The sequence below is a fragment of the Candidatus Rhodoluna planktonica genome, from assembly GCF_001854225.1.
Classification (GTDB): domain Bacteria; phylum Actinomycetota; class Actinomycetes; order Actinomycetales; family Microbacteriaceae; genus Rhodoluna; species Rhodoluna planktonica.
Genome location: NZ_CP015208.1, coordinates 352,542 through 367,109 on the forward strand (window position 1 = coordinate 352,542; position 14,568 = coordinate 367,109).

Consider the following 14,568-nt stretch of genomic DNA (forward strand, 5'->3'; position numbering starts at 1 on the left):
AAAAGGGGCCTTAGGGCCCCTTTTTTATTTTTAGCGAAGTGCTGTACGACGACTCTTAGTTTTTCTCGACGACCCAAGCGCTCGCCTGATCAAGACTCGGATGGGTGAACTGGAACCCACTCGAGATTAGTTTGTCGGCGCTCATGTTCTGCGAGCAGAGAAGCAACTCGCGAGCGGCCTCACCAATCAGCAAATTAAGCGCGAATTTAGGAACCGGAATTATTGCCGGGCGGTGCAACTTCTTGGCGAGACTTGCCACTATTTGCCCGCAGGTAGCTGGCTCGGGTGCAGTGAGATTGTAGGCGCCCTCGGTCTTTTGATTATCGATGAGGTGGATTATTGCGCGGGCTTCATCAACCAGCGAAATCCAGGCCCAATCTTGTTTTCCTGACCCAAGAGGGCCGCCGATGCCAAGTTTAATTAGCGGTAGCAACCTGCCTAGGGCGCCCAAAGATTTTGACATAACCATTGTGGTTCTAACCAAAACGACCCTGGTCTCGGCTTTTGCTGCTTCTGCTTCCCATTGAGCCGCAAGGTCGCTTAGGAAGCCAGTCCCTTTCGGCGAGGTTTCAGTCAAAACTTCGCCAGGCTTGTCTCCGTAGAAACCAGATGCAGAACCGCTAACTAAAACCTTCGGTTTGTTGGTTGCGCGATTGATGGCAGAAACTAAAGTTTTTGTTGAGTTGATTCTTGAAGAGACGATTTCTTGTTTGTACTTCTTAGTCCAAGGAATTTTGCCCGTGGTGGCACCGGCTAGATTGACCACCGCATCGATGCCATCTAGGGCATCTTCAGGGATTCTTTGGGTTTCCGGATCCCATTGGATTTCAAAGTTATTTTCTGGTGCACGTCTAACCAAGCGATATGCCTCGTCACCGCGGGCAGTTAGCTGCCTGACAAGCTCGCTGCCAACAAGTCCAGATGCTCCAGAAATCAATACTTTCAACTCATCCTCCTAGCAAGTCAAGCCATTCAAAATTGGGAATTATTCCGACTGATATCTGTTTTGCTTCGGCAGGAGGAAATTATGCAGGTTGATGCTTGGGTCTGGTGGCTGTCGATTGGTGTTTTAGTCGCGGTGATAGTTGGAGATTTGATTTATCAAATCCGTAACCCTCACGAGCCAACCTTCAAAGAATCTGCCATTCAGAGCTCTGTTTATATGGGTGCGGCACTTATCTTCGCTTGGGTCGTGGGCCAAGTTTGGGGAGGCCAATATGGTTCTGAATACTTGGCTGGTTTCATCACCGAAAAGAGCCTTTCGGTTGACAACCTGTTTGTCTTTCTAATTATTTTCACTCAGTTTGCGGTCCCGAGAAGGCTGCAGAGCCAAGCGCTTTTGATCGGCATTGTGATTGCGTTGGTCCTGCGCGGTATTTTCATCGCAGTTGGTGCTGCTGCCATCAATGCGTTCAGTTGGGTTTTCTACATCTTTGGTGCTTTCTTGATTTACACCGCTGCCATGTTGATTTGGGATACCTTCCATCATGCTTCCGAGGACAAAGTTCCAGGCGGAAAGCTAATGGCTTTTGTTAAGAAGCGTTTCGCCACCGTTGACGAGTTTCATGACACAAAGTTGACCATCAAAATTGATGGCAAGCGTTTCATCACACCGATGCTTTTGGTAATGATTTCAATCGGTGCCACCGATGTGCTCTTTGCGCTCGACTCGATCCCAGCTGTTTACGGTCTCACCAACGAACCGTACATCGTCTTTACCGCAAATGCCTTTGCTTTGCTCGGGCTTCGCCAGCTCTATTTCTTACTTAGCGGTTTGATGGAACGCCTGAAGTACCTGGGTGTTGGTCTGTCGATTATTTTGGCTTGGATCGGCGCGAAATTAGTGTTCCATGCGATGCACAAGAATGAACTTCCATTTATCAACAATGGTGAGTACATAAAATGGGCACCTGAAATTTCGACTGAACTATCGCTGACCGTGATTTTGGTGACACTGTTTTTGACAACAGTGATCAGTCTTTTGGCGACCCGAAAAAAGAAAGCCGAAATTTAGCCAAACGTTTCGGGATTTGGTCCAATTCGGTGACCTGAATCTAGGGTCTTGATTTGTTCCATTTCATCCGCGCTAAGAGAAAAATCGAAAACATCGATGTTCTCGGCGAGACGCACTGGGTTGGAAGATTTTGGAATAACCAAATTTCCAAGCTGAATGTGCCAACGCAACACGGTTTGGGCTGCAGTTTTACCGTGGTTTTTAGCGATCTCGGTAATCACAGGGTTTTCGGAAAACATGCCTCGGCCCAGAGGCGACCAAGCCTCAGTTTTGATTCCGTACTTTTCGTTAGCCACTCGAACTTCAGTCTGTTGCAGAGCTGGATGCATTTCAACCTGGTTGATGCTGGGCAGTATTTGGGCATGTTCTACCAGTTGCTCAATGTGCTGAGGATGAAAATTGGAGACACCGATCGATCTAACCCGACCGGTTGCGACAGTTTCTTCAAATGCTCGCCAGGTGTCGACGAATTTATTCTGGCGCGGGACCGGCCAGTGAATCAGCAGCATGTCAACGTAGCCGATGTTCAGACGCGCCAATCCTTCATCAATGGCCTCTAGCGCATCGTGGTAACCCTGGCGATCGTTCCAAATTTTTGTAGTCACGAAGATTTCCTCGCGAGCGATGCCAGACTGCCTGATTCCGCCACCAACCTCGATTTCGTTGTCGTAAATCGAGGCGGTATCGATTCGGCGATAGCCGAGATCGAGAGCCGTTTTTACAAGTTCGACACCGATGTCTTGGCCAACCTTATAGACGCCTAGGCCCAACTGAGGGATCGTGTTTCCGTCGTTGAGTGTGATTTGTGGGTTTTGTTCTAGTTGAAAATTCATTAGTTACTCCATGGTCCGAATACTGGATTCCACTCGGTGATTGTTCTTTCGCCGATGAAACCTGCGATGTCGAATGGGTCTTCATCCAAGAGTTTGCTTAGTTCGGCCAAATCTGTGGCTCGCCAAATCAGCAAAGCACTTGGGGTGTCAACCATTGGCCCGCTTGCCAGCAGCGAGCCTTCGTCAAGCTGATCGCTCAGCCATTGACGATGAGACGGTCTGACCAACGCAAGTTCATCCGCGTCGGCGGTGTAGAAGTAGGTGACGGCAAAGATAGCCATGGCTAATCCTTCGGTTTTTGATTAAGTGACTTAGTCGTCAGCGCTGCTGCCACTACGGTTGCGGCGCCAAAAATTATTGAGACCCAAAGCGCGGCTGTGCTGGAGATTATGTCAATCGCAATTCCGCTAAGCGCTGCTCCAGCCGAATACCCCATCAGCTGGCCGGTGTTTATCCAGCCATAGGCCTCGGCAGCATCGGCTTGCTTTAGTCGTTTTGCGACCAAAGCCGCGAGTAATCCAAAGGCCGGGGCAACCCCGAGCCCCGAAACAAACATGCAGATGCCGATCCACCAAGGGTTTTCTGGGGCAAACCAAAACAATGAATACCCCAGCAAAATGACAGCGAGGAACTTCGTCAGTGCCCAATCCGTTTTTGCGCGGTTGCCCAAAAATATTCCACCTAGCAGTGAACCCGCGGAGAACGCGGCAAGCACCAGGCCTGCTGTTCCCTTATCCAAAATTGCAACGGCACCAACTTCAACCCCAGAGAACGAACCAACCATCAGCAGCCCGATAATCGCATTAGAAAGCACCAGTCTGTTTCTCAGGATGCCGCCAACTCGGGCATTTGGTGCAGGAATTTTTAGCTGAGCAACTTCACGATTTGCCGAAAAGAGAATCGAACCAAAAATTTGCAAAACGGCCATTAGTGCAACTACAGCAGCGCTTCCGAAACTGCTAGCTAGCAGCGCGGCGGTTACCGGCCCAATCACCCAGATAATTTCTTGGGCGGTAGCATCCATCGCGTACACGCTGTTCAGCTGCTTCTTACTAACCAAACTCGGATAGATCGTTCGAGCTGCGGACTGAATCGGTGGTGAGGTGAGGCCAACAATCAGCGACAGAAAAATTACTAAAACAGTTGGAAGCCAAAAAATCGCAATTATTAGCATCGCAATTGCTCCGGTGATGGCGCCGGTGAGGATTACTCGCCGAGCGCCAAACGGACCCATCCAGCGTGCCAATAGCGGACCAGAAATTGCCGCACCAATGGTTTCAGCGCCTAGGGCTAGGCCTGCCACCGCGTAGGAATCGTGCATCTGTTCAATGTGCAAAACAAATGCGATAGTCATCATGCCAAACGGGAACCTGGCTAAAAGTTGCGACAAAATTATGCGACCGAAGCCTTTTTGACGCAGTAGTTCTGAGTAGCTAGACATGATTACACCAGCCTAGCCTGAGCGGGTTAGATCCAGGATGGAAGCCACATGTGTGACTGCCAAAACCAGAACGGAATCCAGGTGCCCCACCAAATTGGTAGGAAGAAGTTGCTGAGACCGGCAGCGAGTGCCAAACCGGCGGCAAGCTTGATATCGAATGATTTTTTATTGCCGGCAACGGATCGCCGCTTTTGAAGCGCATAGGCAATGCCCATGACGGTCCAGGGTAAAAATACGATTGAGTAAAACTGAAAAACCGTGCGCTGCATGAAGAAAAGCCAAGGCACCCAGCCGGCAATTATGCCCAGTGAAATCAGAGTTGCGGTCCGATCAAGATTTTTGATTGCGAAATATGCGAGCCAAATAATCGCCGCTGTTCCGCCGAGCCAAATCAGCGGGTTGCCAAGCGCGGTTATTGCGCTAGAGCAACCACCAACCACCTCGCAGCCATTTTCACCTTCGGCTAGACCTTCGTAGAAAAAACTGGTTGGCCGAAGCGCTAGCGGCCAAGTTAGCGGGTTAGAGGCGTAACTGTGTGGGGTCTTGAGTCCAACGTGAAAGTTGTAGGCGGCCTGATGGTAGTTGAATAAGGCGACAAAAGCATTGGGGCTGGAATCGCGGTCGTAGCCGCTGTCGCCGAGCAGCCAGCCCAGCCAGCTTGAGATGTAGGTCAAAGCAATTGCCGGCACGGCCAAGCTAGCCATCTTCAGAATTTCGGTCAGTGATCGACGCTGCCACTTTGCTGATTCGTTTGCCCGGGCACGAAGCACCTCATCTGCCACTAGGTAAATTACAAAAACAAGGATGAAGTAAGCGGCCGACCACTTAGTTGCGAGACCCGCCCCGAGCGCAATTGCTGCAGCAAAAATATACCTGCGGGAAAATCGGCCCGTTTGCTCCCGAATTCTGCGATCGAGTAACAAAAACCAAAATGCAAGAAGCATAAAAAAGGTAAGAATTCCGTCGAGCAAGGCTGTTCTCGAAAGGACTATGGCATGTCCGTCAATCGCCATGAGTGTGCCGGCTACAACTGACCAAACTCCTGAATTGGTGAGAATGCGGGTCGCTACGATTACGAGAGCAACGGAGGCAATTCCTAAAATCGCAACCGAAATTCGCCAGGAAAAAGATTGGTCTGGGCCAAAAAGCCACATCCCGAGCCCGATGATCCATTTGCCTAATGGTGGATGAACGACAAAACTCGGGTCGTTCAAAAAGATTTCGGTCTGCCCTGCTTCAAATTTCGGATTCGCATCGGCTGGCCAAGCGCGCTCTGCCCCAGTTTTGAAAAGAGTCCAGGCATCCTTGACGTAATAGGTTTCGTCAAAGACCAGCTTTTTTGGGTAGCCCAGGTTCCACAAGCGAAGAATTGCCGCTATCAAGAGCACCGTCAGCGGCGCAAATAGGTCAAATTGTTTGCGACCTTTGGCGGTGGCAAGCAAATTTTGAAGTGCAGCAATCACGCCCTAATGCTAGACAATAGAACGTGCTTATTCTCGCTGCGACCCCAATTGGAAACCTCTCGGATGCCTCGCCACGGCTTCGCGAGCTGTTAGCGGAGTCCAAATTTATCGCGGCTGAAGACACCCGCTCACTTTTGCAGTTAGCTAATGCGTTGGGTATCCAGATGCAGGCGAAACTCTTTAGCCTGCACGAGCACAATGAACTTCACCGAAATTCTGCTCTTGTCGAATTGGCATTGGACGATGATCTGGTTTTGGTCAGCGATGCGGGTATGCCGACCGTCAGTGATCCTGGTTTTGTGCTGGTTCGCTCGGTTGCGGCGGCCGGCGGCACGGTCACCGTAGTGCCGGGGCCTTCGGCAGTGATTAGCGCCTTAGCTGTTTCTGGTTTGCCAACTGGCAGGTTTACCTTCGAGGGGTTTTTACCAAGAAAATCAGGTGAGCGGCAAAATGTCTTCGCCGAATTGCTTCAGGAACGCCGAACGATGATCTTTTTCGAATCGCCGCACCGATTGCTGGATGCACTAATCGATGCGGTTGCTGTGTTTGGCCCTGATCGTTTGGCGGCCGTTTCTCGAGAACTCACCAAGAAATTTGAGGAAACAAAACGAGGCTCCCTGGCCGAGCTGGCCGACTGGGCCCGAACTGAACCCAAGGGCGAAATGGTTCTGATTATCGGGGGAGCAGAGGAAAAGACAGTAAATCTTGACCTACTTATCGAGCAAGTCAACCAGTTGGTCGCATCGGGCAACCGACTAAAAGAAGCGGTAATTGAAATTGCCGATGCCAACGACTTCAGCAAGAAACTGCTTTACGACGCTGTGCTTTCAGCACGCAAATAGAATGGTATCCATGCCAAGCAACCCAGGAAAGTCGTTCTACGTTACGACGCCAATTTTTTATGTGAACGACGCTCCTCACATCGGGCACGCATACACCGAAGTTGCAGCAGATGTGCTGGCTCGCTGGCATCGCCAGCGCGGTGAAAATTCGTTCCTCCTGACCGGAACCGATGAGCACGGCGAGAAAATTCTGCGAACTGCCGCTGCCAACCAGTCGACGCCAAAAGTTTGGGCAGACAAGCTTGTCGAGGAGGCTTGGCTGCCACTTCTGGAGACTATCGACATCGATAATCAAGATTTCATTCGCACGACCGAACCAAGACACGAACGCAACGTTCAAAAGTTTTTACAGCATCTTTATGACACCGGTTTTATTTACCGCGGATCCTACGAAGGTAACTACTGCGTTGGTTGCGAAGAATACAAAACCGAAGCAGACCTAATTGATGGTCAGGGTGATTTTGCCGGAATCTCTGTTTGCGCTATCCACTCGAAGCCGGTTGAGAAACTTCAAGAAACCAATTACTTCTTCAAGTTGAGTGAGTTCACTCAACCGCTGCTTGATTTCTACGAAGCTAATCCCAAATTCATTCAGCCTGAATCGGCTCGAAACGAAGTGGTTGCCTTCGTGCGCCGAGGACTGGAAGATCTTTCGATTTCGCGATCTAAAGAGAAATTCGACTGGGGAATTGACATTCCCTGGGATGAGAGCCACATCACCTACGTTTGGTTCGATGCGCTACTCAACTACATAACCGCAATTGGCTACGGTGAAGAGTCGGCAGAACTGCAGCAGAAATTTGCTGATCTCTGGCCTGCCTCGGTTCAAGTTGTTGGTAAGGACATTCTTCGTTTTCACGCGGTAATTTGGCCTGCAATGCTTATGGCGGCAGGGCTCAGCCCAGCAAACCAGGTTTTCGGTCACGGCTGGCTTCTTGTCGGTGGCGAAAAAATGTCGAAATCAAAGCTCACCGGTATAGCACCAAATCAAATTACCGACACTTTTGGTTCAGATGCATTTCGCTACTACTTCATGAAGGCAATCGCCTTTGGCCAAGACGGTTCGTTTTCATGGGAAGATCTGTCGGCCCGTTATCAGGCTGAATTGGCGAATGGCTTCGGTAATTTGGCATCGCGCGTAATTGCAATGGTGCACCGATATTTTGACGGAGTTGTTCCTGAAGAATTCGGTCTGGAAGCCGTGGACTTGCATGTGGCTGAGGTGGCGAAGGCTGCTGCGCAAAATGCAGACGCAGCAATTGAAGCGGTAGCCATCCAAGATGCACTAAACAGCATCTGGACTCTAGTTGACGAATTGAACAACTACATCACGGTTCAGGAGCCGTGGGTGTTGGCTAAGAGCCCCGAAAATAAAGAGCGGTTGGCCACAGTTCTGAACACAACGCTTGAGGGCTTGAGGGTGCTCGCTGTTTTGCTCAATCCGTTTATTCCGAAGGCAACCGCCAAACTTTGGGCAGCGTTGGGTGATTCGGTCGGCGAGTTAGCAACTCAGCAAATTCAAAATGCTGGCAACTGGGGGCAGCTAACAACAGGTGTGACCCTGGGTCAGCTTGAAGCTTTGTTCCCACGCATTGAAGCTGAGTCAGAAACCAAGTAACGTGCCGAGCGAAAACTTTGTGCGAACCAAGTCAGCCGGCGAGGTAGATTCACCAGCTAAACCCGCCACGGTAAAGCAATCGAAATTTGCCTATCCAGACCTGCCTGATGCGTTGCCGGTTTCGCTTTACGACAATCACACCCACCTTGAGTTTCAATTTTTTGATGACCAGGAGCCACTTCCTGTTGCCGAACACCTAGATAAAGCTGCGTCGGTCGGCATCAAGGGTGTTGTCCAGGTTGGGGTAACACTCGAATCATCAAAGTGGTCGGCCCAGCTGGCGCAGAGCAATGCTCGTGTCCTTGCTGCCGTTGCGCTGCACCCAAACGAGGCGCCGCTTTACGAGTCGATCGAGAAACTGGATGAAGCTATCGCCGAGATTGAACAGCTGGCAAAACTGCCCAGAGTTCGTGCAATCGGTGAGACCGGGTTGGACTTCTTCCGGACCGAGGGCGAGCAATCAATCAAGCTGCAGAAGCACAGTTTTGAAGAGCACATCCGCATTGCGAAAGAAAATTCCATTGCTTTGATGATTCACGATCGAGACGCCCACGAAGAAGTGGTTGAAACTTTGCTCAGGGTGGGTGCTCCAGAAAAAACTGTTTTCCACTGTTACTCGGGCGATGTGGACCTGGCGCAGATTTGTAATGAAAATGGCTGGTACATGTCTTTTGCCGGCAACATCACAATCAAACGCAATCAACACTTGCGCGATTCACTTTTGGCGGCCAAGCGAGAGCTGATTCTGATCGAAACGGATGCGCCATTTTTGGCCCCGGAGCCTTTTAGAGGCAGACCAAATGCCTCGTATTTGGTTCCAGTGACGGCAAGATTCATGGCTGAACAGTTGGGCACAGGTCTAGAAGACCTGTGTTTGCAGCTCGCGGCTAACACAGAGTCTGTTTACGGTAGTTGGTAGCAATGGTCGATTTGTTGGGTGGCAACGATATTCGTTTGTTGGTTGAGCGCTTAGGAATTGTGCCGACCAAAAAACTTGGTCAAAACTTCGTCACCGACCCCAACACAATTCGACGAATTGTGGCTGCTGCAAAGCTTGATGGCGATGAAACCGTGGTCGAGATTGGCCCTGGCCTAGGCTCACTGACTTTGGGCTTGCTTGAATCGGTGAAGAAAGTAATTGCGGTCGAAATTGATCCGAAAATGGCTGCCGAATTGGAAGACACTGTTGCGGCCCGTGCTCCCGGTACAGTGTTTCAGCTGGTTCGAGCTGATGCCATGAAGGTCACCGAACTGCCCAATGCGCCAGATGCCCTAGTTGCTAACTTGCCCTACAACATTTCCGTGCCGGTATTGCTGCACTTTCTCGAGACTTTTTCGAGCCTCGAGAAAGGTTTGGTTTTAGTGCAGGCCGAAGTAGCGCATCGCCTAGCCGCTACCCCGGGATCCAAAATTTACGGAATTCCCTCGGTCAAGTTGGCCTGGTATGCCGAATCAGCACTAGCTGGCAATGTTGGTAGAAACATTTTTTGGCCGGTGCCCAACGTTGATTCTGCCCTTGTCTACTTTGAGAAACGACAAAAACCTCTGGGTGACGAGGGGCTTCGCCTCAGGACATTCGAGATTGCCGACGCCGCATTTTCACAACGCCGAAAAACTTTGCGCCAAGCACTTTCCGGATGGGCGGGAGATGCTGCCAACGCTGAGCGGTTGCTGCAACTTGCGGGGGTTTCACCGCAGGCCCGTGGCGAAGAACTGAGCGTTCACGATTTTGTGCGAATAGCTGAGGTTTCATAATGTCTTTAGCTTTCAAGATTGAAGATTCCTTTGACGTTTCACTTCCTCGTCTAACCACGGTTTTGAACGATGTTGACTCGTGGCAAATCGAACATCGTCCACGATTGTTACTGTCAAAACCAGATCGAATCCAGCTGGCTTTCGATGATGGGACTCGCGCAATCATCGACTGGCAAACTTCGGGCGAAATTGTTCAGTTGCGAATCGTCCATGAGTTGTTGAATAAGCCTGATTCGGAAATCGAACCGCGAAGAAATTGGTGGCAAGAGGTCCTTGGCCAATTACATAGCCGTCTGGAGCAGCATTGAATAAAGCAGTTGCATCAGCACCGGCCAAGGTGAATTTAGCTTTCAAGGTTGGCCCTCTGGCTGATGATGGCTATCACGAAGTGGCTAGCGCATATTTGGGTTTGAATTTGCGTGACCGGGTTTCAGTTTCAATTGACACTGAGTGGAGCGTTTCAGTTGGTGGCTCTCTATCTGAGCAGCAATTGTCGATGGTGCCGCTTGATGAATCAAACCTGACCATCCAAGCCATCAAAAAATTAGCTGGCTGGGCAAATCTAGATTCATTTCCGCCGCTGCGAGTGGACATCGAAAAACACATCCCGGTAGCGGGCGGGATGGCCGGTGGGTCAGCGGATGCAGCAGCAGCGTTGGTCGCCGCCAATGAACTGCTTGGCTGCCGACTAACTGCTAGTCAACTGCAAAAATTTTCAGTCGAAATCGGCTCCGATGTTCCATTTGCTTTGCGCGGCGGCTTCGCTCTAGGCACCGGCCGTGGCGAAAACTTGAGCCCTCTGCCTCTCGGTCAATCGGTACATCTAGTTTTCGTGATTGACGAACAAGGTTTGTCAACCAAAGCGGTTTATCAGCAACTGGATAGCTTGCGTGGCAGCGCCCAAATCGAGCAACCAACGCTGAGCCAAACATTTTTGGCCGCTGCTGCTGGCGAGAGTGCGGCAGAACTAGCCGCCAACATCGTCAATGAGTTGCAGCCGGTGGCTATTTCGCTACGGCCAAGTTTGGCTGACACAATCCGGATCGGCCTCGAAATGCAGGCGCTCAACGGATTCGTCTCGGGATCAGGGCCAACCGTGGCCTTTATCTGCGCCGATGCTGATTCGGCTGTTCAACTGCAACAGCAGTTTCAGCGGTTGGGTCATACCGCTGTCGTGGCGACAGATTCTCCGACTGGCGCTCGAATCGAGGCCAGCTAGTGGCACATTTACTCGGCGCTGAGCAAATCTCACTGGAATATCCGACGAAAAAGGTATTTTCCGGCATCACAATTGGCCTCAATGAGGGTGACCGAATTGGAATTGTGGGTCGAAACGGTGATGGAAAGTCAACTCTGCTGAAAGTCTTGGCAAAAGATTTGGCAGTCGACAGCGGCCGAGTCACTCATCGAAATGGCCTATCTATCGGAATGCTCGATCAGAGTGACGTGCTAGATCAGGAACTGACGGTTGGGGTTGCCGTGGTAGGTAACCGACCAGATCACGAGTGGGCCTCTGATCCCAAAATTCGCGATGTGATTTCAGGTCTTTTAGGTGACCTTGACTGGAGTGCAAAAGTAGGTGACCTAAGTGGTGGTCAACGTCGCCGAGTCGCACTTGCCAAACTGCTAGCCCAAGAACTCGACGTGCTCTTCTTAGACGAGCCCACAAACCACTTGGATGTTGAGGGTGTCGCTTGGCTAGCCGGTCACCTAAGCAAGAGATGGGCTGCCAATGCCGGCGGGCTGATTGTGGTCACTCACGATCGGTGGTTTCTAGATGCTGTCTGCAATCTCACCTGGGAACTGCACGATGGCGTCATCGAACCTTTTGAGGGTGGTTATGCAGCCTATGTTTTGCAGCGCGCTGAAAGAGATCGAAGTGCCGCGGCCTCGGAGGCTAGACGTCAAAACTTGCTGCGCAAAGAATTGGCTTGGCTTCGACGTGGGGCACCGGCTCGAACCACAAAACCGAAATTTAGGTTAGATGCCGCAGCTGAGTTGATCAGCGATGTGCCTCCGCTGCGAGACAAGGTTGCGCTCTCGAAACTGGCCACTGCAAGACTCGGAAAAGACGTAGTCGACATCGAAGATTTGAGCTACGAAATCGAAAACAAAAACATTCTTCGGGATGTCACCTGGAGGCTTGGCCCCGGAGATCGGGTTGGCCTGCTGGGAATTAACGGAGCGGGTAAAACTACAATGCTGCGCCTGATCGAGGGTCAGCTCAAGCCAACCTCTGGAAAAATCAAGCTTGGCAAGACCGTAAAAATAGCTACCCTGAGCCAAGAAGTACGCGAACTTGACCAGTTTCACGGCGAGCGAATTTTTAATTTGATTGCTCGCGAAAAATCGACTTTTGTAATTGATAAAAAAGAGGTTTCGCCCGGTCAATTGGTCGAGCAACTCGGCTTTACTCAAGCGCAGTTGCAAACACCAATTGAGGATCTCAGCGGCGGTCAGCGGCGTCGACTGCAGTTTTTGAGATTGCTTTTTGGCGAGCCGAACGTTCTGATCTTGGATGAACCAACCAACGATTTAGACACCGACATTCTTACCGCGATGGAGGACCTACTCGACAGTTGGCCAGGGACTCTAATTGTGGTTAGCCACGATCGTTACCTGCTGGAAAGAGTGACCGACGATCAGTTTGCTCTAATGGGTGACGGCTCGCTCCGCCATTTGACCGGAGGAGTGGACCAATACCTCGAACTGCGTCGCCATTCGCTGTTGACCGGTGCAGCCAGCAACTCAAAATTGGCAGCCAGTTCCGAAGATTCCAAATCGAGCAAGCAAAACTCTTCGCTGAGTGGCGCCGAGCTTCGCGATGCCGAGAAGAATTTGAGTCGAATCGAGCGAGCCTTAGAAAAACTGGCTACTGAAGAGGCAAAGTTGCACGCTGAAATGGCTGCTCACGATCAGGGCGATTATCAAGGTCTTGCCATCATGGCTGAGAAACAGAGCGCTTTCAACGAAAAACGTGAGGCGCTCGAAATTGAGTGGCTTGAAACTTCAGAATTGCTGCAGTAGGTCGCTTAATTTCTGGCAGACTATAGAGGCAATCTCAGAAATGGGATTGCGTTGCTCCATGGTGTAATGGCAGCACGACGCCCTTTGGAGGCGTTTGTCTAGGTTCGAGTCCTAGTGGAGCAGCAAAACAAAAGGTCAGGAGCGCGATGTCGGAACAGCATCTTGCAGTAGTCGTTCTGGCTGCTGGCGAGGGCACTCGCATGCGTTCCAGTAAACCCAAGGTCATGCACGAGTTAGCGGGCTTACCTCTTCTCGGTCACGCTTTGGCAACCGCATCTTCGCTAGATGCCGCATTCGTAGTTCCCGTCGTTCGATACCAAAAAGAGCTAATTAGCGACTACATCAAAGCTTTTTACCCAAACGCTCTTATTGCCGAACAGGATGAAATTCCCGGCACCGGCCGAGCGGTCGAGTGCGCTTTGGCATCCTTGCCTGCTGACTTCAACGGAGCCGTAATCGTAACCAGCGGCGATGTGCCGCTGCTAGATGTTGCCACCCTTGAGTCATTGCTTGAGGCTCACCTAAACGGCGGCTACTCCGCGACGGTGCTCACCGCAGTAGTCGAAGATCCGACTGGCTACGGACGCGTGATGCGAAGCAACGATGGCAAGTTCATCGAAATCGTTGAACATCGAGATGCTGACGCTAAGCAGCTGGAAATCAATGAAGTAAACGCCGGTGTTTATGTGTTTGACGCCGCCGCGCTGCGCGAGGCGCTCGGCAAAGTAGGATCACACAACGCTCAAGGTGAAAAGTATCTGACCGATGCTGCAGCCGAGATTCTTCGAGCCAAAAAGAAAGTTCAGGCGCTCGCAGTTAGCGACAACTGGCTAGTTGCCGGTATCAACGATCGCGTCCAACTCAGTGAAGTTGCAGCCGAACTCAACTACAGAATTTGTGAAGCATGGCAGCTCGCCGGAGTCACCATCCTCGACCCAAGTTCAACCTTTATCGATGTCACAGTTCAGTTGGGTGAAGACGTGACTTTGCTGCCGGGCACCCACCTCAAGGGCCTAACCAAGGTTGCTCAGGGAGCCACCGTCGGACCTGAAGTTTTCATGGTTGACAGCGCGGTGGGCGAATCTGCCACAGTTGTAAAGTCGCACGTCACAGGCTCGATTATCGACGCCAACGCATCGGTTGGCCCATTTGCGTTTCTACGTGCCGGAACAGAATTGGGTGAAGGCGGAAAAATTGGTACTTTCGTTGAAACCAAGAATGCCAAAATAGGCCCCGGCAGTAAGGTTCCGCACCTGAGCTACGTTGGAGATGCCGAGATTGGTGAGCAGTCAAACATCGGTGCTGGCACAATTTTTGCCAATTACGACGGCGTCAACAAACATCGCAGCAAGATTGGTTCACACGTAAGAAGTGGGTCACACAACGTCTTTGTCGCTCCGGTAACCATCGGAGACGGCGCATATACCGCAGCGGGAACAGTGGTTCGTAAAGACGTAAGTCCCGGAGATTTAGCAATGAATGTTGCGCCGCAAAGAAACATTGCCGATTGGGTTATTGCCAAGCGAGCCGGCTCAAAAGCCGCTGAAGCAGCCCAAAAAGCCAACAACTAGAAAT

Annotated in this window: 14 protein-coding genes and 1 tRNA gene; 10 read left to right on the plus strand and 5 right to left on the minus strand. The window is 51.1% G+C overall.

Annotated elements, in window-relative coordinates:
• Positions 1 to 55: 55 nt before the first annotated feature.
• On the minus strand, positions 56 to 946 hold the full coding sequence (locus tag A4Z71_RS01750) for a TIGR01777 family oxidoreductase (protein WP_070954264.1): 891 nt from the start codon (positions 944 to 946) through the stop codon (positions 56 to 58).
• A gap of 81 nt (positions 947 to 1,027) precedes the next feature.
• Between A4Z71_RS01750 and A4Z71_RS01755 the strand changes: the two genes are divergently transcribed.
• Positions 1,028 to 2,014 (plus strand): TerC/Alx family metal homeostasis membrane protein, encoded by a 987-nt coding sequence (locus A4Z71_RS01755; protein ID WP_070954265.1) that lies wholly within the window; start codon positions 1,028 to 1,030, stop codon positions 2,012 to 2,014.
• Here A4Z71_RS01755 and A4Z71_RS01760 read toward each other — a convergent pair.
• From A4Z71_RS01760 to A4Z71_RS01775, 4 genes are read right to left on the minus strand one after another with little or no spacing between them, the layout of a single operon-like run.
• The gene (locus A4Z71_RS01760; RefSeq protein WP_070954266.1) at positions 2,011 to 2,847 is read right to left on the minus strand and encodes an aldo/keto reductase; all 837 of its coding nucleotides are present in this window, start codon (positions 2,845 to 2,847) and stop codon (positions 2,011 to 2,013) included. The two genes, A4Z71_RS01755 and A4Z71_RS01760, sit on opposite strands and share 4 nt — an antisense overlap.
• The gene (locus A4Z71_RS01765; RefSeq protein ID WP_070954267.1) at positions 2,847 to 3,128 is read right to left on the minus strand and encodes a YciI family protein; all 282 of its coding nucleotides are present in this window, start codon (positions 3,126 to 3,128) and stop codon (positions 2,847 to 2,849) included. Before A4Z71_RS01765 ends, A4Z71_RS01760 begins: the two co-directional genes overlap by 1 nt.
• Before the next feature lie 2 nt (positions 3,129 to 3,130).
• A complete protein-coding gene (locus A4Z71_RS01770) occupies positions 3,131 to 4,288 on the minus strand; it encodes an MFS transporter (RefSeq protein WP_070954268.1) in 1,158 nt (385 codons plus the stop codon).
• A 26-nt stretch (positions 4,289 to 4,314) separates the two neighbouring features.
• On the minus strand, positions 4,315 to 5,751 hold the full coding sequence (locus A4Z71_RS01775) for a dolichyl-phosphate-mannose--protein mannosyltransferase (RefSeq protein WP_084028377.1): 1,437 nt from the start codon (positions 5,749 to 5,751) through the stop codon (positions 4,315 to 4,317).
• Positions 5,752 to 5,774: 23 nt separating this feature from the next.
• Between A4Z71_RS01775 and rsmI the strand changes: the two genes are divergently transcribed.
• From rsmI to glmU, 9 genes are all read left to right on the plus strand, one after another.
• Entirely contained in the window at positions 5,775 to 6,593 is an 819-nt protein-coding gene (rsmI, locus tag A4Z71_RS01780; RefSeq protein ID WP_070954269.1) for a 16S rRNA (cytidine(1402)-2'-O)-methyltransferase, read from the plus strand.
• Positions 6,594 to 6,603: 10 nt separating this feature from the next.
• Positions 6,604 to 8,211 carry a methionine--tRNA ligase gene (gene metG, locus A4Z71_RS01785; protein ID WP_070954270.1) on the plus strand — a complete coding sequence of 536 codons (1,608 nt, stop codon included), beginning with the start codon at positions 6,604 to 6,606 and terminating at the stop codon, positions 8,209 to 8,211.
• 1 nt (position 8,212) lies between these two features.
• On the plus strand, positions 8,213 to 9,130 hold the full coding sequence (locus A4Z71_RS01790) for a TatD family hydrolase (RefSeq protein WP_070954271.1): 918 nt from the start codon (positions 8,213 to 8,215) through the stop codon (positions 9,128 to 9,130).
• Positions 9,131 to 9,132: 2 nt separating this feature from the next.
• Positions 9,133 to 9,966, plus strand: coding sequence for a 16S rRNA (adenine(1518)-N(6)/adenine(1519)-N(6))-dimethyltransferase RsmA (rsmA, locus tag A4Z71_RS01795; protein WP_070955196.1), 834 nt, complete (start codon positions 9,133 to 9,135; stop codon positions 9,964 to 9,966).
• Entirely contained in the window at positions 9,966 to 10,274 is a 309-nt protein-coding gene (locus tag A4Z71_RS01800) for a hypothetical protein (protein ID WP_070954272.1), read from the plus strand. The genes rsmA and A4Z71_RS01800 overlap by 1 nt, the downstream gene beginning before the upstream one ends.
• The gene (locus A4Z71_RS01805; RefSeq protein WP_070954273.1) at positions 10,271 to 11,185 is read left to right on the plus strand and encodes a 4-(cytidine 5'-diphospho)-2-C-methyl-D-erythritol kinase; all 915 of its coding nucleotides are present in this window, start codon (positions 10,271 to 10,273) and stop codon (positions 11,183 to 11,185) included. The genes A4Z71_RS01800 and A4Z71_RS01805 overlap by 4 nt, the downstream gene beginning before the upstream one ends.
• Positions 11,185 to 12,993: an ABC-F family ATP-binding cassette domain-containing protein gene (locus tag A4Z71_RS01810; RefSeq protein WP_070954274.1), complete on the plus strand. Its 1,809-nt coding sequence runs from the start codon at positions 11,185 to 11,187 to the stop codon at positions 12,991 to 12,993. Before A4Z71_RS01805 ends, A4Z71_RS01810 begins: the two co-directional genes overlap by 1 nt.
• 52 nt (positions 12,994 to 13,045) lie before the next feature.
• Positions 13,046 to 13,116: transfer RNA gene (locus tag A4Z71_RS01815), tRNA-Gln, on the plus strand.
• A gap of 23 nt (positions 13,117 to 13,139) precedes the next feature.
• Positions 13,140 to 14,564 (plus strand): bifunctional UDP-N-acetylglucosamine diphosphorylase/glucosamine-1-phosphate N-acetyltransferase GlmU, encoded by a 1,425-nt coding sequence (gene glmU, locus A4Z71_RS01820; RefSeq protein ID WP_070954275.1) that lies wholly within the window; start codon positions 13,140 to 13,142, stop codon positions 14,562 to 14,564.
• Positions 14,565 to 14,568: the final 4 nt, after the last annotated feature.

What these genes read in the sequence shown, in the direction of transcription:
- A4Z71_RS01755 (WP_070954265.1), top strand. Translation starts at nt 1,028, where the DNA reads ATGCAGGTTGATGCTTGGGTCTGGTGGCTGTCGATTGGTGTTTTAGTC.
- A4Z71_RS01760 (WP_070954266.1), bottom strand. Translation starts at nt 2,847, where the DNA reads ATGAATTTTCAACTAGAACAAAACCCACAAATCACACTCAACGACGGA.
- A4Z71_RS01765 (WP_070954267.1), bottom strand. Translation starts at nt 3,128, where the DNA reads ATGGCTATCTTTGCCGTCACCTACTTCTACACCGCCGACGCGGATGAA.
- A4Z71_RS01770 (WP_070954268.1), bottom strand. Translation starts at nt 4,288, where the DNA reads ATGTCTAGCTACTCAGAACTACTGCGTCAAAAAGGCTTCGGTCGCATA.
- metG (WP_070954270.1), top strand. Translation starts at nt 6,604, where the DNA reads ATGCCAAGCAACCCAGGAAAGTCGTTCTACGTTACGACGCCAATTTTT.
- rsmA (WP_070955196.1), top strand. Translation starts at nt 9,133, where the DNA reads ATGGTCGATTTGTTGGGTGGCAACGATATTCGTTTGTTGGTTGAGCGC.
- A4Z71_RS01800 (WP_070954272.1), top strand. Translation starts at nt 9,966, where the DNA reads ATGTCTTTAGCTTTCAAGATTGAAGATTCCTTTGACGTTTCACTTCCT.
- glmU (WP_070954275.1), top strand. Translation starts at nt 13,140, where the DNA reads ATGTCGGAACAGCATCTTGCAGTAGTCGTTCTGGCTGCTGGCGAGGGC.